Genomic DNA, 21,600 nt, shown 5'->3' with positions numbered 1-21,600 from the left:
GCTTCAGTTTTGTCTTGTTTTGTCTTGTTTTGTCTTGTTTTGTCTAAATCAGAAAGTCAGTTTAACGCTTAAACCACCAGCATCCTTATTTTTCAGATTTAAAGAGCCTGAGTGTGCTAGCACGGCCTTTTTAGCAATTGCCAATCCTAGTCCAGCTCCACCACTATTCCGCTCTCTTGCATCACTATGGCGATAAAAAGGTTCGGCTATTTTAGATAATAAATAGTCGGGGATCCCTGGGCCATCATCATCAATGACGATACAAACTTCTTGATCTAACGCTTCAATTTTTACTTCTATGGTTTTATTGGCATAACGAATAGCATTTCGAAGAATATTCTCAATTGCACTGGATATAATATTTTGATCAATTGTAATTGTCATATTGGGAATGGTTTGAATATGAATCTGTTTGCCCAATATCTCAGCCTCAAACTCTGCATCTTGAAAAATTGGGCTTAATACATCTGATAACACGGTGGACTGAAGGTCTAAGTGTTGTTGCTTGGTCTCTAAGCGTGACAGCATTAATACTGAGCCTATCATCTGATCAAGTTGCTCAGCTTCTTTTTCAATGCGAGCAAGATAATTTTCTCGCTTTTCACCCTTTGTTTCTTTGGCTAATCCGGCTGCCAACGATAAGCGTGTTAATGGCGATCGCAGCTCATGTGATATATCAGCCAGTAGTCGTTTTTGTACGCCCATTGATGTCTCTAACTGTTCGGCCATGATATTAAAGTCGCGCGATAATTCTCCGAGTTCATCTTTACCAATGTACCTTTGTTCTACTCGGCTATTTAAGTTTCCTTTGCCTATTTTATCTGCTGATTCACGTAGCGCCCTTATTGGCCTCACAATGCTTCGCGTAAACAGAAAGCTCAAGCCTAATGATACTAATATTGGTACAGTAAATTTGATCCATAGTGGCATTAAACTAAATTTGATCAACAATGGTGGATTACGCTTTGGACTTATCTCGTATAAGTAATAAGTTTGATTGTTAATGGTTAGTTTTGCAGGCCCTACAGCATGATAAAATTCAGTAAATATATACTGCGGCGTCAGATCATCTAGATCGGATAACAAATTCAAATCTATGTTCGCTGGCAATGGCGCGCTTAGCACAGATAACTCTGACGTTGGGCCTTTTAAAAATAGTTCTCGCTTACGTGATGAGCGATGTAGCAGTCTTTTTAACTGAGCGCTAGACGGAACCCCGGCAAAACGCTCTTGAATAAATAATGCATACTTTTGTATTGAGCGCGCTTTTCTATCGTCTAACGGTTTAGATACGAGGTCTGTGAAACTAACCGAGCTAATGACTAATAAGATCACAATTGTTACAGCAATTGAAGACCAGAACCAAGCAAACACTTTGAATAACAGGCTATTTAAGCGTCCCATTATTGACCTCCGACCATAATATAACCTGACCCTCTAATAGTATGAATACGTTCATGATGGGAGTATTGCCCGATTTTCTTTCGTAAGTTACTCACGTGCATATCAATAGAACGGTCATAAGCGGCTAAGCGTCGCCCAAGAACTTCTTGGCTAATTTTTTCTTTGCTGATAATCGACAGTGGATCTTTTAGTAACAGGTTTAAAATTTCAAATTCGGTGCCTGTTAACGTTATCGCATTCTGGTTTACTTTCACCGTTCTACTTTGTAGACAGAGTTCAATGTCTTCAAATACTACGGTATGGTTGTTCTGCGGTTGAGTAAGCAAATCTACTCGGCGGACCATGGCTTTTACACGTGCTAATAGTTCTCTGTGATTAAATGGTTTAGCAATATAATCATCTGCACCGACTTCCAAACCATAAATACGGTCGTAGTCTTCACCTTTAGCAGTGAGCATAATAACGGGAGTTGATTTTGTTTTACGCAGTTGCTGTAAAACTTCGAAACCGTTAAGAGATGGCAACATAACATCAAGCAATATAAGATCAAAAGACGATGTGAGCGCTACATTTAGTCCTGATTGGCCATCATGTATGCACTGAACTGTAAAATCATTACTCATTAGGTAATCAGATAGCAGTTGCGTTAACTCAGTATCGTCATCGATTATTAATACAGACTTATTATTCACATAATTCTCTTTTTTAAACGTTATGTTGGTATTTTATTCAAAAAATCACACTAACCGTTAATCTTTACATTACTTTGCATTGTCTTGGCGTTTATTTGCATTGCACTCGCTAATATTAATTCCAACTTAACAAAGCGAGGTGCTTATGAAAACTAAATTACTATTACCTTTAACAGCGTTCCTAGCGTTGGCTAGCGTGACCATTTCAGAACCAGCTCATGCTATTGGCAAACATCAAGGTTACGACATTGAGAAACAAGAACGCACTCCAATGATACTGACAGATAGAGCGGTTAATAAACTTGGCTTGTCGGAAGAACAGCAGGAAAAAATACAGGCATTATATGACGAAGCCAAAGTGACGACTGCAAAAGACAGAGAGCAACTTGATTCACTTAAAAAGCAATGGAAAACGTTAGCAAGAGAAGATGTATTAAATACTCAAGAACTTGAAGCTGTAGCAAATCAGCAAGCGCAAATTAAAGCGAAACTGAAGGTGAAACGCCTTCAATTGCATAAGGCTGTGCACAGCCTGCTGAGTGAAGATCAACAGGCTATGGTCGCAAAATTAAAACACAAGAAGCGAAAAGGTCAGCGTAGACATCAACGTAATTAGTCTTTAAAGCGTCCGTTTAGATTACTGTAGCTTAAAGCTCGAAACTGATTCGCTTAATGATGCGGCAAGTTGGGAAGTCCCTCTTGCTGCTTTTTCATTATTATCAGCTACATTAATGTTTTCTTGAGTGTCATGCGATAGCGTAACTAAGTACTCTGTTACTTGTTCCGATACGTCACGTTGTCGTTCTGTCGCGTCTGCAGTTTTATTTGCAACGTCTGAAACTATCTTTGACGCTTTTGCTATTTGTTGCAACGCATCCAACGTTTGATGGGATAACGAAACCGCGGACTCTGTGACTTCGCTGCCTTGGTTAATTGAATCTACCGCTCCTTGAACACCCTCTTGTAACGTTTTTATCATAGCTTGAATATCTTCGGTGCTTTGCTGAGTCCTACTTGCTAAAGTCCTTACTTCATCAGCAACTACGGCAAAACCCCTTCCCTGTTCACCCGCGCGAGCGGCTTCAATTGCTGCGTTGAGTGCCAATAAATTAGTTTGTTCGGCGATACCTCTAATAACATTTAAGACTGACGCTATATTGGATGAATTCTCAGACAACTTTAAAATAACCTCTGCAGCGTCTGATACCGATTTAGATAGCTTGGTAATTTCATCCACCGCTTTGGTTGTTATGACTGTACCTTTTTCAGTTAACTTACTAACCTGCTCCACCTCATTAGATGTCATGGCTGCATTCTCAGATACCTCGGAAATTGTCGCTTCCATTTCACTTAGAGCAGATGAGATGTGCTCTACAGATTGTGACTGTTGAAGGCTTGTACTTTTTATAGTTTGCGCCCCGACGGTAAGCCCGCCCACTTCAGATTTTAGATGCGATGATTGTGTCTTAATCGCACTAATTAAGCCTGATAATTTGTCAATGAAGCTATCTAATGCCCTTGATACATCGCCAATTTCATCACGCCTTGTCGATTTTATTCGTTTTGATAAGTCCCCATCGCCCGAGTCTAGTTCAATAATATTTTGCTTTAACTCTTCTAGAGAGTCAGACATCATTTTAGGACCGTAATAACCAATACCTATAGAGCTAACTATCACTAAAATACTGATTATCAACAATATAAATTCCTGCTGATGCACTTCAGCTAAAGCGGTTTCACTTTGTGATTTACTTACTTTATCGGCAGACTCACCCGCAATGTCATAGAAATCACGTAATGCTGAAAAGGTTGTTGCAGATTCAGTATTGCTGATTAACTTCGCGCCATTTAAATCACCTGATGCTAATTTATCAAAGACCTTTTCTGATGCGTCTTTCCAGTTGTTAAATGCCGTATCAAACTCGGTCAACTGTGAAATTATTTGCGGAAACGCTTTCATGTCGTTTTTGTAACTAAGCATTCTGTCGTAGGCTTGTTGAGCATTATCTTCATAGTCTTTTTGATAATTGTTCGCTTGTTCTGATCCTGGTGCGCTAGAAAGCGCTTTTAATTCTGCAACTCTTGCTTGATAAAGATCACGATCCGCATTTAACACTGCCGATATAGCAGGATTAAAGTTATCGCTAAAAGAGATAAGTTCCGACTCTATTTTATTAATCAGCCGGCTGTTCATTACGGCAAGTAATACAATAAATAACGCTATGACTGAGAATATGATTGAGTACTTTATTTTAATGCTGGTTTGTTTCATTTTATTTCCTAACCATGCTAACTCCGTTAACTATAGTAAAAAAAAAATAAAGCACATTTTGTTACATCAAAGAAAATAAACATTTCGCAATAAATTCGATTTATCTTTAATATTTTCAATGCAATAAACTATATATTTATGGACGATATAATGAAAAATTTAACACTAAAACTGGCAATGGCCATTGCAGTATTTGGGTCAAGTTCAGTAAGTGCGAACGACTTAAACTTTTCCGTTGGCACTGGCTTTCCATATTTCGTAACCGTCGAAGGCGCATATACGGTTAATGAAAGTTCAAATTTGTTTTTAAACTATAAAATTGGTTTAGATGATGGCTTTGCTTTTGGCTATGAACATTCGCTCGATAATACAAATCATGTTATCGGGACCTATGTTGGTGCCGTTGGTATTAAAGATAATAAATGTGACGACTACCCTGACAATCAAGACGATATAGAAATCATTGCATCTTCTTTTGGTTGCGCTTTACGAGCGGCATTTGGCAATGAAACTACCCAAGGTATTGCCGCTTTTTATGGCTATAGTTTCTCTGGATTAAATAATCCGGGTTGGCACTTAAGATTTGAGGCCGGTTACGGCAATAATAAAAATAGAGATGACAATACTGGTCACTTTAACTTTAGCGCACGTTATCAGTTTTAAATAAATATTAACTAGATAAGTGCCTACCGTTTTAGCCATAGCCTTCTATTCTTATATGTGTTGTAAAACTAAAATACAGTTATCTACGTAGACATTACGTTAACAATTGTAATTAAAAGGAAAATCATATGACTAAGGCTTATGCGGCGGAAAGTGCCGGCGCAAAATTGAAACAAGTAGACATTGATCTGGGTGAGTTAGGACTACAAGACGTACTTATCGATGTTGAATACTGTGGGATTTGTCACTCCGATTTATCTATGATTAATAATGAGTGGGGAATGTCTTCTTATCCTCTTGTGGCTGGCCATGAAGTTGTAGGTAAAGTAAGTGCAATTGGCGACAATGTAAAAACCTTGAAGGTTGGCCAAACGGTTGGCTTAGGGTGGCACTCTGATTATTGTCAAGCTTGCAATAGCTGCGGTACTGGCGACCAAAACCTGTGTGATGCTGCTGAGTCGACCATTGTAGGTCGTCATGGTGGGTTTGCTGATCAAGTAAAGGCTAACGAAGCTTCTGTTATTGCTTTACCAGAAGGAATGGACGCAACAACCGCTGGACCACTTTTTTGCGGTGGCATTACTGTATTTAATCCAATGGTTCAATTTGATGTAAAACCAACGGATAAAGTAGCTGTGATTGGTATCGGCGGATTAGGTCACATCGCATTACAATTCTTAAATGCATGGGGCTGCGAAGTTACGGCATTTACTTCAAGCGAAAGTAAAACTGAAGAAGCCAAGAAACTCGGCGCACATCACACGATCAATTCTCGTAGCGAAAAAGAAATCGAAGCTGCTGCTGGAAAGTTTGACTACATACTATCAACTGTAAACGTTAAGTTAGATTGGAATCTTTATATTTCGACTCTAAAACCAAAAGGACGCCTTCATTTTGTTGGTGCGACATTAGAGCCTCTTGATGTAAGTGTTTTTGGCCTGATGGCAAAACAACGTTCTATATCGTCGTCACCGGTCGGAAGCCCATCTACCATAAAGTCGATGCTTGATTTTGCATTACAGCATGATATCAAGCCGCAGGTAGAGTTTTTTGACTTCGATAAAATTAACGATGCAATTGAACATCTAGAGAGCGGTAAAGCCCGTTATCGCATAGTGCTAAAAAAATAGCGATAACGTAGCTTATTGTTAAGTTGATACGCTCGTTATTTTGTACACGTCGGTTTTTGTGTGCTTTTTAAAAACATTGGCTGAGTTACTTTTAAGTGCTCAGTCAATTTTTTAATTCTTGTTTCATTTGATGGGTGCGTTGACAAAAACTCTGGTGGCGCTCCACTGCTCGCTTTAGCCATATTCTTCCAAAGTTTTATCGCCGCTTGTGGGTTAAATCCAGACTGCGCCATTAGTTCTTGTCCAATAATATCGGCTTCTTTTTCATGAGTACGGCCATAAGGCATTAACACGCCATATTGCAGACCCACACCTAATCCAGCCATGACTAAACCTTGCGTTTGTTGATCTTGTCCAGATAACAGAACTCCTGTTAGTTGCAACGTTCCTTGAGCAACAGAGCTTGAAGATAAACGCTCATTGGAATGATTGGCTATTACGTGACCCACTTCATGTCCCATAATGGCGGCTAACTGATCTTGGTTTTCAGTTATTGCTAAAATACCGGTATACACACCTATTTTACCGCCAGGCAAAGCGAAGGCGTTAATTTGGTCTGATTCAAATAAGACCACTTCCCAATCACCTGAATGTGCAGACTGGCTAACGTTTGGTGTAATTTGATCCGCCACACACTGAACAAATTGAGTGAGGGTTTTATTTTGACTGATAGGTATGTCTTTTTTCATTTGTTCAAAAGACTCTGAACCCATTGCAGACATTTTCTCACCGGAAAACATCGTAATCTGACTTCGACCTGTCGGAGAAGTACTACAACCAGACATAATAAATACTAAGCATGTAGCTATGACAATTTGTATTCTTACATTCATTATTAACGCGCCTTAAAATTTTGTTTTATCTACTATAATTTAGATTCCTCTAAATGTTGAGCAAATACCCCAACAAATAGCGTATTAGGCCAATCATAACAATTCAACCATGCTCAGCGATAATATAACCACTTGTTTTCATTGTATTTAAATAAAATAAACCTTTGGGCCATTAATTGCTACTAATACATATATATTAGAATAATAATTGGGAAATCTAATGAAATTAAAAAACATTGCATCTGCTATCATTTTAAGCACAACGTTAACTGGATGTGTGATCCACGTTGGTCACAGCAACGCAGCCGATATTGAGATTAATAAAGAGCTAATATTAAATGCTTCGAATCTAAACTCGTTGTTTGTCGATAATGGGGCAGGTTCAATTGACATAGTTGGCGTTGACGGCCAACAAGACATAAAAGTAATGGCGAATATTTGGACCGATGAAGCTAGTAACTATAAGTTAACCTTAACAAAGTCTGCCAGTCGCGCCGAATTGATTGCACACTCTAATCAATCGTCATGGAATACAAACGGTAACTCCTCAAGAATAAACTTAACAATCACTATGCCGCAGAAAATGGCCTTAGAAATTGATGACGGGTCTGGATCGATTAGCGTCGCCAATTTGAATAACTCACTTACAATTGATGATGGCTCTGGTGAACTTAAGGTGTCCGATATAACGGGTACGGTTATGATTGAAGACGGATCTGGCAGTATAGAAACGACTAACATTAATGGCAATTTAACAATTTCCGATGGCTCTGGCTCTATAGAGGTTGCAGATGTAACCGGCGACGTAAAAATAAAAGATGGCTCAGGTGAGTTAGGTGTTATTCGCGTAGGTGGTGGTGTCGACATCGATGATGGATCTGGCTCTATTAGTGTTGTTGATGTCAAAGGTTTTACCAAGGTAATCGATAATTCTGGCGATTTACGTATTGAGAATATTGATAACACTGTTTATATCGAAGATGGCAGTGGCGATATTACAGTAAGAAACACAAAGGGTTTAGAAATTAATGGTTCAGGAAGTGGCCAGCTATATATCAAAGACATAAATGGCCCGGTTTCGTTAGATAACTAATAAGGATCTAGCATGAATATTCTTAAACAATTATTTATTCATTTAGTCGGCGGCACTTTAGTATTGCTAGGGCTTATTTTTATAGTCGTTCCTGGCCCGTCTTTATTGCTATTAATTCCTGGGCTGTATATTTTGAGTTTTGAGTACGAAATTGCGAGAGTATGGCTTAGAAAATGCCAAGTCATGTTAAAAAAGAGTGCAAATTGGCTCGATAGTAAAATACGAGCTCGGCGTTATAAGCACTAACCTGGTGATTGTCGTTAAACTTTAGTTTTAGTTTTAGTTTTAGTTTTAGTTTTAGTTTTAGTTTTAGTTTTAGTTTTAAGGCCACAATAAAAAAGGCTCCCATTCGTTAGAACAGGAGCCTTTTTTTATCTTTTTGTCATTCAGGTTACAGCTGACTGCAACCTCTTAACAAAGCAGAATTACGCTACGATTGATGCTACAACACCAGCACCAACTGTACGACCGCCTTCACGGATCGCAAAACGTAGACCTTCGTCCATCGCGATTGGTGCGATTAGCTCAACAACCATCTTGATGTTATCACCAGGCATTACCATTTCTACGCCTTCTGGAAGCTCAACAGCACCAGTTACGTCAGTTGTACGGAAGTAGAACTGTGGACGGTAACCTTTGAAGAATGGAGTGTGACGTCCGCCTTCTTCTTTAGAAAGTACGTATACTTCTGATTCGAACTTAGTGTGCGGCTGGATTGAACCAGGCTTCGCTAGTACTTGACCACGTTCAACTTCATCACGCTTAGTACCACGTAATAATGCACCAATGTTCTCACCTGCACGACCTTCGTCTAGAAGCTTACGGAACATTTCAACACCTGTACATGTTGTAGTCGTTGTATCTTTGATACCAACGATTTCTACTGAGTCACCAGTGTTAATGATACCTTGCTCAACACGACCTGTTACTACTGTACCACGACCAGAAATTGAGAATACGTCTTCGATAGGCATGATGAATGGCTTATCGATGTCACGCTCTGGCTCTGGAATGTAAGTATCTAGTGCTTCAGCTAGTTCGATGATCTTCGCTTCCCACTCAGCTTCGCCTTCAAGAGCTTTAAGAGCTGAACCAGCGATTAATGGAAGGTCGTCACCTGGGAATTCGTATTCTGAAAGAAGTTCACGAACTTCCATTTCTACTAATTCTAGTAACTCTTCGTCGTCAACCATGTCACATTTGTTCATGAATACGATGATGTAAGGTACACCAACCTGACGTGAAAGTAGGATGTGCTCACGTGTTTGAGGCATTGGGCCGTCAGTTGCAGCAACTACTAAGATCGCGCCGTCCATCTGTGCAGCACCAGTGATCATGTTTTTAACATAATCGGCGTGTCCTGGACAGTCTACGTGTGCGTAGTGACGAGTTGGAGTGTCATACTCGATGTGAGAAGTATTGATTGTAATACCACGCTCACGCTCTTCTGGAGCATTATCGATTTGCGCGAAATCTCTAACGTCACCACCGTATGTCTTAGAAAGTACTGCAGAGATTGCAGCTGTTAAAGTTGTTTTACCGTGGTCAACGTGACCGATTGTACCAACGTTAACGTGCGGTTTAGTACGTTCAAACTTTTCTCTAGCCATTTTTAAGTTTCCTTAAATTAAAGTGATCTAATTTTAGACCCAAATATTAATAATAAAATTTAATTTCTCGCTGACATTATTGTATCAGCAACATTGTTAGGCGCTTCCGCGTACTTTAGGAATTCCATAGAGTACGAAGCGCGCCCCTGAGTTGCTGAACGCAAGTCAGTGGCATAACCAAACATTTCCGCTAGTGGTACTTGAGCTTTAATAGCTTTCAGTCCTGCCGGAGCTTCATCCATTCCTTCAATCATACCGCGACGTCGATTTAAGTCACCTACTACATCACCCATAGATTCATCAGGTGTGATAACTTCAACTTTCATCATCGGTTCAAGAAGCTTAGGTTTAGCGTCTAAAGCGCCATTCCTAAATGCCATTGATGCAGCAATTTTAAACGCCATTTCGTTAGAGTCAACATCATGGAATGATCCATCATACAAAGTTGCTTTAACGCCAAGCATTGGATAGCCCGCAAGCACACCATTTTTCATTTGCTCTTGGATGCCTTTATCAACAGCTGGAATATACTCTTTTGGAACTGTACCGCCTACTACCTCATCGGCAAACTCATAAGTAGTTTCACCTTCAATACTAATAGGCTCTAGCTTCAGCCAGACATGGCCATACTGACCACGACCACCTGACTGTCGTATAAATTTACCTTCAACTTGGACAGGTGCTGTAATGCACTCTCGGTATGCAACTTGAGGCTTACCAACATTACATTCAACACTAAACTCGCGACGCATACGGTCGACGATTATGTCTAGATGAAGTTCGCCCATTCCAGAGATAATAGTTTGGCCAGATTCTTCATCAGTCTCAACACGGAATGAAGGATCTTCTGCGGCCAGTTTGCCTAAGGCAACACCCATTTTCTCTTGATCAGGCTTAGATTTTGGCTCTACTGCTATAGATATAACTGGATCAGGGAACTCCATACGCTCTAGCGTAATTTTGTGATCAATATCACATAATGTATCGCCTGTTGTAACTTGTTTTAATCCTACTGCAGCAGCTATGTCACCCGCGTGAACTTCTTTAATTTCTTCGCGGTTGTTTGAGTGCATTTGAACAATGCGCCCAAAACGTTCTTTTTTGCCTTTAACTGGGTTGTAAACACTGTCGCCAGTTTTAACAACACCTGAATAGACACGGAAAAACGTTAAAGTACCAACAAATGGGTCAGTGGCGATCTTAAATGCTAACGCTGCAAATGGCGCGTTATCGTCCGCTGGACGCTCACCCTCTGAATCATCTTCATTGATACCTGTAATAGCAGGAACTTCGGTTGGCGAAGGCATAAATTCGACAACCATATCAAGGACGGCTTGAACACCTTTGTTTTTGAACGCTGAGCCACACGCACAAAGAACAATTTCGTTATCAAGAGTACGTTGGCGTAACGCATCTTTGATTTCATGCTCAGTTAACTCTTCGCCTTCTAGATATTTATCCATTAACTCGTCATTAGCTTCTGCAGCCGCTTCGATCATCTCTTGGCGGAATGCTTCAGCGTCATTAACCATGTCAGCTGGAATATCTTCGTAAGTAAAGGTCATACCTTGGTCAGCTTCGTTCCAGTTGATCGCTTTCATTTTGAAGAGATCAACTACACCACGGAAGTTTTCTTCCGCGCCGATAGGTAATTGTACTGGCACAGGGGTTGCCCCCAGGCGATCTTTAACTTGTTCTACAACTGATAAAAAGTCTGCACCTGTACGATCCATCTTATTGACGAAAATCATACGAGGGACATGGTATTTATCTGCTTGACGCCATACGGTCTCTGTTTGAGGTTGTACGCCCGAAGACCCACATAACACTACTACAGCACCATCAAGTACTCGCAAAGAACGCTCAACTTCAATTGTGAAGTCTACGTGCCCTGGAGTATCGATAATGTTGATACGGTGTTCATCAAACTGAGCATCCATACCACGCCAAAAACAAGTGGTAGCAGCAGAGGTTATGGTAATCCCACGTTCCTGCTCCTGCTCCATCCAATCCATAGTCGCAGCACCATCATGTACTTCACCGATCTTATGAGAAAGACCTGTGTAAAAGAGTACACGCTCTGTTGTTGTTGTCTTACCAGCATCAACGTGAGCCACAATGCCGATATTTCGGTATTGTCCAATAGGTGTCTTACGCGCCATAAATTCCTCTGTGTTCCTGTATTATAATTTTGTTTTCTACCAACGGTAGTGAGCGAACGCTTTGTTAGCTTCAGCCATTTTATGAACGTCTTCACGTTTCTTAACAGCAGAACCTTTGTTATCAATCGCGTCAGCAATTTCGTGAGCTAGACGTAGCGCCATAGATTTCTCACCTCGTTTACGGGCAGCTTCAACTAACCAACGCATGGCTAGAGTGTTACGACGAACTGGACGAACTTCTACAGGAACTTGGTATGTAGAACCACCAACACGACGAGATTTAACCTCGACTGTAGGGCGGACGTTGTCTAGAGCTTCGTCTAAAACTACAAGGTGATCTTTACCTGTTTTTTCAGCAGCTACATCTAACGCGTTGTAGATGATTTTTTCAGCAACAGCTTTTTTACCATCTAACATTACTACGTTGATGAATTTGGTCAGTAACTCCGATCCGAACTTAGGATCTGGAAGAACTTTACGTTGACCTACGACTCTTCTTCTTGGCATTTTAAATTCTCCGGTTGCTTCAGGATAATCCCAAAACTAATAAATTAAGTTTGCTTGGCCTTACTAACGGAGAACCGTTATGATTTTGGCTTCTTCGTACCGTATTTAGAACGGCCTACTTTACGATCGGCTACGCCGGCACAGTCAAGTGCACCACGAACTGTGTGGAAACGTACACCTGGTAAGTCTTTAACACGACCACCACGGATTAAGATTACACTATGCTCTTGAAGGTTATGACCTTCACCACCGATGTAAGATGTTACTTCGTTACCATTAGTTAGACGAACACGAGCTACTTTACGTAGTGCAGAGTTCGGCTTCTTAGGTGTTGTTGTATAAACACGAGTACATACACCACGTCTTTGAGGACATGCGTCCAATGCTTCAGACATATTACGTTTTGTCTTCTGGCGACGAGGCTTACGTACCAACTGGTTAATAGTTGCCATTAAATAAGCTCCTGATTAGTTGTTACTACCCATTTGCGCACTATTGCGCCTCCCCCAAAATTAGGGGTGACGTATTCTAATGTTCAGTTTTTAAACTGTCAATCAAATGCGCCTTTTAGGCATAAAAAAACCCGCTATTAAGCGGGTTTTTGTCTTTACGAACTATTTATTCGTTATTCAGCGTTTAACGCATCAGCTAAAGCTTGCTCTGCATCTTCCATAGATACTGATTCTTCAACTTCATCAAATGCCGCAGCAGCTGCTGCTTTTTCTTGATGATAGCTAAAGCCTGTACCAGCTGGAATCAAGCGACCAACGATTACGTTTTCTTTAAGACCACGTAAATCATCACGCTTACCACTTACTGCTGCTTCTGTAAGAACACGAGTTGTTTCTTGGAAAGAAGCGGCTGAGATAAATGACTCAGTTGCAAGTGATGCTTTAGTAATACCTAGTAAGTCACGAGTGAACTTAACTAAATCTTTACCTTCAGCAGCTAGCTTACGGTTAGCGATTTTCACTTTAGACACTTCAACCTGCTCTCCTACTAGGAACTCAGACTGACCTGCATCAGTAATAATTGCTTTACGTAACATCTGACGACAGATAGCTTCGATGTGCTTGTCGTTAATTTTAACGCCTTGCAGTCGGTAAACTTCCTGTACTTCATTAACGATGAAGTTAGAGAATGCCGTAATACCACGTAAACGTAAGATGTCATGTGGAGACTCAGGACCGTCGGCAATAACTTCACCGCGTTCAACTGTTTCACCTTCGAACACGTTAAGCTGACGCCACTTAGGAATCATCTCTTCGTGTGCATCACCCTCTACTGGAGTGATAACAAGACGCTTCTTACCTTTAGTCTCTTTACCAAAGCTTACTGCACCACTGATTTCAGCAAGGATAGCAGGCTCTTTCGGCTTACGAGCTTCAAATAGGTCGGCTACTCGAGGTAGACCACCCGTGATATCACGAGTTTTTGAACCTTCTTGAGGAATACGAGCTAGTACGTCACCTGGAACTACGTTTGAGCCGTCTTTAGCTTCGATTGTAGTAAATGAAGGTAGACGAATTTCCTGCATACCAGAATCGCCAGAGTCAATAATTAACTTAGGTTCTTTAGCATTTGCAAGAGATAAATCTTTAACAACAGTACGCGTAAGACCTGTAAGCTCATCAGTTTGAACTTCGGTATTCGCTTCTTCAACATCAGAGAACTGAACTTTAGCAGGACGTTCTACAATGATTGGATGCGAATGCGGGTCCCAGTTAGCAACGGTATCGTTACCTTTAACTTCCGCACCGTCAGCAATAGTCATTACTGCACCATAAGGAAGTTTATAACGCTCGCGCTCACGACCATGGTCATCAATTACTGTAACTTCAGCAGAACGCGAAGTAATAACTAACTTACCGTCTGCATTAGTAACGTGTTTTGCGTTATGAAGACGGATAGTACCATCGCTCTTAACTTGAACACTGTTCGCTGCTGTGTTTCGTGATGCTGCACCACCGATATGGAACGTACGCATCGTAAGCTGTGTACCTGGCTCACCAATTGATTGTGCTGCAATTACACCAACTGCCTCACCTTGGTTAATTAGGTGGCCACGAGCTAGGTCACGGCCATAACAAGCCGCACAAACACCAAAGTCGTTATCACAAGTAATAATCGAACGTACTTCAACTTCGTCAACTGAGTTTTCTTCAATCAGGTCACACAGTTTTTCGTCAAGCATTACACCAGCTTTTACCAATACTACGTCTGAATTAGGCGCTGTAACATCGTTAAGTGTTACACGACCAAGTACACGCTCGCGTAGTGGTTCAACAACGTCACCGCCTTCAATTAGAGGCTTCATTGTTAGACCTTCAGTAGTACCACAGTCATGTTCGTTGATAACCAAATCTTGGCCAACATCAACAAGACGACGAGTTAGATAACCAGAGTTTGCTGTTTTAAGTGCCGTATCGGCCAAACCTTTACGCGCACCGTGAGTAGAGATGAAGTACTGTAGTACGTTCAGACCTTCACGGAAGTTCGCTGTGATCGGTGTTTCGATGATTGAGCCATCTGGCTTAGCCATTAGACCACGCATACCAGCTAGCTGACGAATCTGAGCGGCACTACCACGAGCACCCGAGTCGGCCATCATAAATACGCTGTTAAACGAAGGCATTGTTTCTTCTTCGCCATCGCGATTGATAACCGTTTCAGTTGATAAGTTGTCCATCATCGCTTTCGATACTTTCTCGTTGGCCGTTGACCAAATATCGATTACTTTGTTGTACTTCTCACCCGCTGTTACTAGACCTTGTTGGAATTGGTCTTGAATCTCAGCAACTTCAGCTTGCGCATCTTCAATTAGGTCGTACTTAGCTTGTGGAATAACCATATCGTCAATACCGATAGAGTTACCCGCTAACATCGCGTAATGGAAACCTGTATACATGATTTGGTCAGCGAACATCACGGTATCTTTGATACCAAGACGACGGTAACACTCATTGATCAACATAGAGATTTGCTTTTTACCAATTGCTTGGTTCATCAAATCAAATGGGAAACCTTCAGGTGCAATCATAGATAATATTGCACGGCCCACTGTTGTATCTTTGATTACAAGTGCAGATGTACGCGTACCGTCTTCAGCAATTGTCACTTCATTAATACGTACTTTAACGCGCGCATGTAAGTCAGCAACACCACTCCTGTATGCTTTTTCAGCTTCTTTAGTATCTTTAAATACTTGACCTTCGCCACGCGCATTTACGCGGTCACGAGTCATGTAGTAGATACCTAATACAACGTCCTGTGAAGGAACGATGATTGGCTCACCATTCGCAGGAGATAGGATGTTGTTAGTTGACATCATCAACGCACGAGCTTCTAACTGAGCTTCTAGTGTTAATGGTACGTGTACCGCCATTTGGTCACCATCGAAGTCGGCGTTATAAGCCGCACAAACTAATGGGTGCAATTGGATAGCTTTACCTTCAATTAGAACTGGTTCAAATGCTTGAATACCAAGTCTGTGAAGAGTAGGTGCACGGTTAAGCATAACTGGATGTTCACGGATAACTTCATCTAAGATATCCCAAACTTCAGCTGCTTCACGTTCAACCATTTTCTTCGCGGCTTTAATAGTTGTCGCCATGCCACGAAGTTCTAATTTTCCGTAGATAAACGGCTTGAATAATTCAAGTGCCATTTTCTTCGGTAGACCACACTGATGAAGTTTCAGTGTAGGACCAACGGTAATTACAGAACGACCAGAGTAGTCAACACGCTTACCAAGTAAGTTCTGACGGAAACGACCTTGCTTACCTTTAATCATATCAGCTAAAGATTTAAGAGGACGCTTGTTAGAACCGGTAATTGCACGACCACGACGACCGTTATCTAATAACGCATCAACTGCTTCTTGTAACATACGTTTTTCGTTACGTACGATAATGTCAGGCGCAGCAAGGTCTAATAGACGCTTAAGACGGTTATTACGGTTAATTACACGACGGTATAAGTCGTTCAGATCTGAAGTCGCAAAACGACCGCCATCTAGTGGTACTAGTGGACGAAGATCTGGTGGAAGAACTGGAAGTACAGTCATTACCATCCACTCTGGACGGTTGCCTGAATTACAGAATGCTTCCATTAATTTAAGACGTTTAGTCAGCTTTTTACGCTTAGTTTCAGAAGTTACCGTTGGTAATTCTTCTTTCATTTCTGCATATTGCTGATTGATGTCGATGTCTTTAAGAAGGTCAAAAACGGCTTCAGCACCCATTTTCGCTTCAAATTCATCGCCATGCTCTTCTAAAGAATCTAGGTATTCTTCTTCTGACAACATTTGACCTTTTTCAAGGGTAGTCATGCCAGGTTCAGTAACCGCATATGATTCAAAATAAAGAACACGTTCAATATCACGTAACGTCATATCAAGCATAAGGCCGATACGAGACGGTAATGATTTCAAGAACCAAATGTGTGCAACTGGGCTAGCCAATTCGATGTGACCCATACGCTCACGACGTACTTTAGTTAGGGTAACTTCAACACCACATTTTTCACAGATAACACCACGGTGCTTAAGACGTTTGTACTTACCACACAAACACTCGTAGTCTTTAACTGGGCCGAAAATACGCGCACAGAATAAACCATCACGCTCAGGCTTGAACGTACGATAGTTAATGGTTTCTGGCTTTTTAACTTCACCAAAAGACCATGAGCGAACTACGTCTGGAGACGCTAAGCCGATTCGAATTGAATCAAACTCTTCGCTTTTATTTTGTTGTTTCAAAAACTTAAGTAAGTCTTTCACTTTTGTTCTCCTGAAGGAGTGAAACATTAGGGCGCAGTATATATGCTACGCCCCACCACTCAATTTAAAGAACCAATCGGTTTCCCGACTAGGCTTATTCTTCTTCCAGCTCGATGTTTAGACCTAACGAGCGAATCTCTTTCAACAATACGTTGAACGACTCTGGAATCGCAGGTTCCATACGGTGATCGCCGTCTACGATGTTTTTATACATCTTAGTACGACCATTCACGTCATCAGATTTAACTGTAAGCATTTCTTGAAGCGTGTAAGCAGCACCATAAGCTTCTAGTGCCCATACTTCCATCTCACCGAAACGCTGACCACCGAACTGAGCTTTACCACCAAGTGGTTGCTGTGTAACTAGGCTGTATGAGCCAGTTGAACGTGCGTGCATCTTGTCATCAACCAAGTGGTTAAGTTTCAACATGTACATGTAACCAACAGTTACTTTACGCTCAAATGAGTTACCAGTACGACCATCAAACAGGGTAAATTGACCACTGCGAGGCATATCAGCTAGTTCAAATAAGTCTTTAATTTCTTCTTCAGCTGCACCGTCAAATACAGGTGTCGCAATTGGAACACCAGCACGTAGGTTTTGAGCAAGGCGACGTACTTCATCATCAGAGAAGCTATCAATATCAACTTCTTGACGAGATGTACCAGAAGCATAAACCTTTCCTAAGAAATCACGGATTTCCGCAAGTTCTTTTTGCTCTTTGATCATACGGTCTAGTTTTTCACCTAGTCCACGAGCCGCCATACCTAAATGGGTCTCAAGGATCTGACCGATGTTCATACGCGATGGTACACCTAGCGGGTTAAGTACGATATCTACAGGAGTACCGAACTCATCATGAGGCATATCTTCTACAGGAACAATGGTAGAAATAACACCTTTGTTACCGTGACGACCGGCCATCTTGTCACCAGGTTGTATACGACGTTTAACAGCTAAGTAAACTTTAACGATTTTAAGTACGCCAGGTGCTAAATCGTCACCTTGAGTAATCTTGCGGCGCTTAACTTCGTATTTCTTGTCGTACTCGCCACGAAGCTCTTCGTAGCTTGCAGCTAGATGCTCTAGTTCAGCTTGCTTAACTTCATCAGATAAACTCTGCTGGAACAATTTATCACCTGCAATAGAAGCAACCGTATCTGAATCTAATCCACCAGAGATTAGAAGTTCACGTGTTCTTGCGAACGTGTTGTTTTCTAGAATACGAAATTCTTCGTTTAAGTCCTTTTTCGCTTGCGCTAATTGCATCTCTTCGATGTCTAACGCACGCTTATCTTTTTCTACGCCATCACGTGTAAATACTTGAACGTCGATTACTGTACCAGACACTGAGTTTGGAACGCGTAATGAACTGTCTTTAACGTCTGACGCTTTTTCACCAAAAATAGCTCGTAGAAGCTTCTCTTCAGGAGTAAGTTGCGTTTCACCTTTAGGTGTCACTTTACCTACTAGGATGTCGCCACCCTTAACTTCTGCACCGATATAAACGATACCTGAATCATCTAATTTACCTAGCGCTGACTCACCAACGTTTGGAATATCAGAAGTGATTTCTTCAGGACCTAATTTAGTATCACGAGCAACACAGCTTAGTTCTTGGATATGAATCGTTGTTAAACGATCTTCTTGTACAACACGCTCAGATACTAAGATCGAGTCTTCGAAGTTGTAACCATTCCAAGGCATGAACGCTACACGCATGTTTTGACCAAGCGCTAGTTCACCTAAGTCTGTTGAAGGACCATCTGCTAACACGTCGCCGCGTTGCACTGGTTCACCAGAACTTACTGTTGTTTTTTGGTTGATACATGTGTTTTGGTTTGAACGTGTGTATTTAGTTAAGTTGTAAATGTCGATACCTGCTTCACCAGGCAAACATTCACTTTCATTAACTTTAACAACAATACGTGACGCGTCGGCATAATCGACAACACCACCACGTTTAGCAACCACAGTTACACCAGAGTCTTTTGCTACTACCGCTTCCACGCCAGTACCAACTAACGGCTTGTCAGCACGTAAAGTAGGAACCGCCTGACGTTGCATGTTCGCACCCATCAAGGCACGGTTAGCATCATCGTGTTCTAGGAACGGGATTAAGCTTGCAGCTACAGATACAACCTGTTGAGGTGCTACGTCCATATATTGAACTTGGTCGATTGATGTAATCGTAAATTCATTTTTGAAACGACAAGGTACTAGTTCATTAACTAGACGACCTTCTGCATCCATCTCAGCAGATGCCTGAGCGATTACGAACTTATCTTCTTCAATAGCAGATAAGTAATCGATTTCGCCAGTAACCTGACCGTCAACAACACGACGGTATGGAGTCTCTAAGAAACCGTAAGAGTTTACGCGCGCATAAACTGACAACGAGTTAATTAGACCGATGTTTGGACCTTCCGGAGTTTCGATTGGACATACACGACCATAGTGAGTCGGGTGAACGTCTCGAACCTCAAAGCCTGCACGTTCACGAGTCAAACCACCTGGACCTAATGCAGAGATACGACGCTTATGCGTAACTTCTGATAGTGGATTGTTTTGGTCCATGAACTGAGATAACTGGCTTGAACCAAAGAATTCTTTGATTGCTGCAGATATAGGCTTGGCGTTAATTAAGTCTTGCGGCGTTGTGTTATCAAGATCACCTAAACTTAGGCGTTCTTTAACAGCACGTTCAACACGAACTAGACCAACGCGGAATTGGTTTTCTGCCATTTCACCAACAGAACGGATACGACGGTTACCTAAGTGATCGATATCATCAACATCACCCTTACCGTCACGAATGCTAATTAGCACTTTCATAACGTCAGTGATGTCTTTTTTACTTAGAGTACCTTCACCAGTCAAATCATCACGACCAACTCGACGGTTAAACTTCATTCTACCTACAGAGGATAAATCATAACGCTCTAGAGAGAAAAATAGGTTATCAAATAAAGCTTCCGCTGAATCTTTTGTCGGTGGCTCGCCTGGACGCATCATACGGTAGATTTCAATTAACGCTTCTAAGCGGTTAGTTGAGCTATCAATACGAAGCGTGTCAGATATATATGAACCGTGATCTAATTCATTAGTGTAAATAATTTCGAAAGACTTGTGTCCTGCTTCTGCCATTTTAGCTAGTAATTCTAGGCTAATTAGGTCATTTGCATTTGCAACTAGCTCACCAGTTGATTCATCGATGTAATCTTTTGCGATTACTTTATCAATGATGTACTCATGAGGAACTTCGATTTGATTAATACCCGCTTTTTCCATTGAACGGATGTGGCGAGCAGTAATACGACGACCAGTCTCGACAATGACTTCACCGTCAGCGTCTTTAAAATCGAACGCAGCTGTTTCACCACGAAGGCGAGACGGTTGCAATTCCATTAAGATTTTATCGCCTTTAATTTCAATAGCGATACGATCAAAGAATAGGTCTAAGATTTCTTCTGTAGAATACTCTAACGCACGTAACATGATTGAAGCAGGTAATTTTCTGCGACGGTCAATACGTACGAATAAATTATCTTTAGGGTCGAATTCAAAGTCTAACCAAGAGCCACGGTAAGGAATTACGCGGGCATTGTATAAAACTTTACCTGATGAGTGAGTTTTACCTTTGTCGTGATCGAAGAATACACCAGGAGAACGGTGTAACTGAGATACGATTACTCGCTCAGTTCCGTTTATGACAAAAGTACCGTTGTCTGTCATTAACGGCATTTCACCCATATAAACTTCTTGCTCTTTGATATCTTTAACAGTACCAGGAGCAGCTTCTTTGTCCATTAGAACTAAACGCAGTTTCACACGTAATGGTGCTGCATATGTAACGCCACGAATTTGACATTCTTTCACGTCGAAGACAGGTTCTCCAACGCGATAGCTAACAAATTGTAGTTCGGCGCTACCAGAATAGCTCTTAATAGGGAAAACAGAACGGAAAGCCGCTTCGATGCCATTATTACCGTCTACGTCCGCTTCAATAAACTTATTGTATGATTCAAGCTGAACTTGTAGAAGATAAGGCATGTCCAAAACGTGTTCGCGTTTGCCAAAATCCTTACGAATTCGTTTCTTTTCAGAATAAGAGTAAGCCATGTGGTTCCTCAGCTTGCTGATTTTTGACCCTATAAGCCTGTCTCAATTAAGGAACAGACTACCTTTTAACAGCAAAATTTTGCTATAACCCGCTTCAGTAGATAACTATTACACGCCTTTTGGCATCTGCTGAGGCAAATCTGCCCCAAGTTGATTCACTATTTAGAGCAAATTTTATAACAACTAATTTGCCTAAGTGCATGTAATTATTAAATACAAATGGTGGTATAAAAAAGTTTTACCATCATTTTGTGCACTATAAAAGTTTTTACACAGATATAGCGCAAAAAGGCCGGTGATATTTTATCACCAGCCCATGCCTAAATTTTAG

Annotated in this window: 15 protein-coding genes; 5 read left to right on the top strand and 10 right to left on the bottom strand. The window is 41.2% G+C overall.

The window, feature by feature from the left end; translation table 11 throughout:
- Window positions 1–48: 48 nt before the first annotated feature.
- Window positions 49–1,404 carry an ATP-binding protein gene (locus ACZ1GV_RS00180; RefSeq protein WP_472674712.1) on the bottom strand — a complete coding sequence of 452 codons (1,356 nt, stop codon included), beginning with the start codon at window positions 1,402–1,404 and terminating at the stop codon, window positions 49–51.
- A complete protein-coding gene (locus ACZ1GV_RS00175; protein WP_472674711.1) occupies window positions 1,404–2,096 on the bottom strand; it encodes a response regulator in 693 nt (230 codons plus the stop codon). Before ACZ1GV_RS00175 ends, ACZ1GV_RS00180 begins: the two co-directional genes overlap by 1 nt.
- 145 nt (window positions 2,097–2,241) lie before the next feature.
- Here ACZ1GV_RS00175 and ACZ1GV_RS00170 point away from each other — a divergent pair, with 145 nt between their 5' ends.
- Window positions 2,242–2,712 carry a Spy/CpxP family protein refolding chaperone gene (locus ACZ1GV_RS00170; RefSeq protein ID WP_472674710.1) on the top strand — a complete coding sequence of 157 codons (471 nt, stop codon included), beginning with the start codon at window positions 2,242–2,244 and terminating at the stop codon, window positions 2,710–2,712.
- 21 nt (window positions 2,713–2,733) lie between these two features.
- On the opposite strand, the gene ACZ1GV_RS00165 is transcribed toward ACZ1GV_RS00170, so the two are convergent.
- Window positions 2,734–4,368, bottom strand: a complete 1,635-nt coding sequence (locus tag ACZ1GV_RS00165; protein WP_472674709.1) for a methyl-accepting chemotaxis protein — start codon at window positions 4,366–4,368, stop codon at window positions 2,734–2,736.
- Between the two features lie 150 nt (window positions 4,369–4,518).
- On the opposite strand from ACZ1GV_RS00165, the gene ACZ1GV_RS00160 reads away from it, so the two are divergent.
- Both ACZ1GV_RS00160 and ahr read left to right on the top strand, forming a co-directional pair.
- Window positions 4,519–5,031 (top strand): hypothetical protein, encoded by a 513-nt coding sequence (locus ACZ1GV_RS00160; RefSeq protein WP_472674708.1) that lies wholly within the window; start codon window positions 4,519–4,521, stop codon window positions 5,029–5,031.
- Window positions 5,032–5,159: 128 nt separating this feature from the next.
- A complete protein-coding gene (ahr, locus tag ACZ1GV_RS00155; RefSeq protein WP_472674707.1) occupies window positions 5,160–6,161 on the top strand; it encodes an NADPH-dependent aldehyde reductase Ahr in 1,002 nt (333 codons plus the stop codon).
- 35 nt (window positions 6,162–6,196) lie between these two features.
- On the opposite strand, the gene ACZ1GV_RS00150 is transcribed toward ahr, so the two are convergent.
- On the bottom strand, window positions 6,197–6,994 hold the full coding sequence (locus ACZ1GV_RS00150; protein WP_472674706.1) for a M48 family metallopeptidase: 798 nt from the start codon (window positions 6,992–6,994) through the stop codon (window positions 6,197–6,199).
- Window positions 6,995–7,214: 220 nt separating this feature from the next.
- Between ACZ1GV_RS00150 and ACZ1GV_RS00145 the strand changes: the two genes are divergently transcribed.
- Window positions 7,215–8,087 (top strand): DUF4097 family beta strand repeat-containing protein, encoded by an 873-nt coding sequence (locus tag ACZ1GV_RS00145; RefSeq protein WP_472674705.1) that lies wholly within the window; start codon window positions 7,215–7,217, stop codon window positions 8,085–8,087.
- A gap of 12 nt (window positions 8,088–8,099) precedes the next feature.
- Window positions 8,100–8,333, top strand: a complete 234-nt coding sequence (locus ACZ1GV_RS00140) for a PGPGW domain-containing protein (RefSeq protein ID WP_472674704.1) — start codon at window positions 8,100–8,102, stop codon at window positions 8,331–8,333.
- Window positions 8,334–8,512: 179 nt separating this feature from the next.
- Here the strand turns inward: ACZ1GV_RS00140 and tuf are convergent, their stop codons facing one another.
- The 6 genes from tuf to rpoB form a co-directional block, all read right to left on the bottom strand.
- Complete coding sequence (tuf, locus tag ACZ1GV_RS00135; protein ID WP_210560552.1) at window positions 8,513–9,697, bottom strand: elongation factor Tu; 1,185 nt, start codon at window positions 9,695–9,697, stop codon at window positions 8,513–8,515.
- A gap of 59 nt (window positions 9,698–9,756) precedes the next feature.
- Entirely contained in the window at window positions 9,757–11,859 is a 2,103-nt protein-coding gene (fusA, locus tag ACZ1GV_RS00130) for an elongation factor G (protein ID WP_472674703.1), read from the bottom strand.
- Between the two features lie 36 nt (window positions 11,860–11,895).
- A complete protein-coding gene (rpsG, locus tag ACZ1GV_RS00125) occupies window positions 11,896–12,366 on the bottom strand; it encodes a 30S ribosomal protein S7 (protein WP_210560554.1) in 471 nt (156 codons plus the stop codon).
- Window positions 12,367–12,443: 77 nt separating this feature from the next.
- Window positions 12,444–12,818 (bottom strand): 30S ribosomal protein S12, encoded by a 375-nt coding sequence (gene rpsL / locus ACZ1GV_RS00120; protein WP_155696585.1) that lies wholly within the window; start codon window positions 12,816–12,818, stop codon window positions 12,444–12,446.
- A gap of 173 nt (window positions 12,819–12,991) precedes the next feature.
- Complete coding sequence (rpoC, locus tag ACZ1GV_RS00115; protein ID WP_472674702.1) at window positions 12,992–17,146, bottom strand: DNA-directed RNA polymerase subunit beta'; 4,155 nt, start codon at window positions 17,144–17,146, stop codon at window positions 12,992–12,994.
- 94 nt (window positions 17,147–17,240) lie between these two features.
- Window positions 17,241–21,269 carry a DNA-directed RNA polymerase subunit beta gene (gene rpoB / locus ACZ1GV_RS00110; RefSeq protein WP_472674701.1) on the bottom strand — a complete coding sequence of 1,343 codons (4,029 nt, stop codon included), beginning with the start codon at window positions 21,267–21,269 and terminating at the stop codon, window positions 17,241–17,243.
- Window positions 21,270–21,600 lie beyond the last annotated feature (331 nt).

The sequence above is a fragment of the Psychrosphaera sp. HA2-10 genome (genome assembly GCF_055693745.1).
The sequence above is the reverse complement of the archived record's forward strand: the minus strand, read 5'-3'. Positions and strand labels throughout refer to the sequence as shown.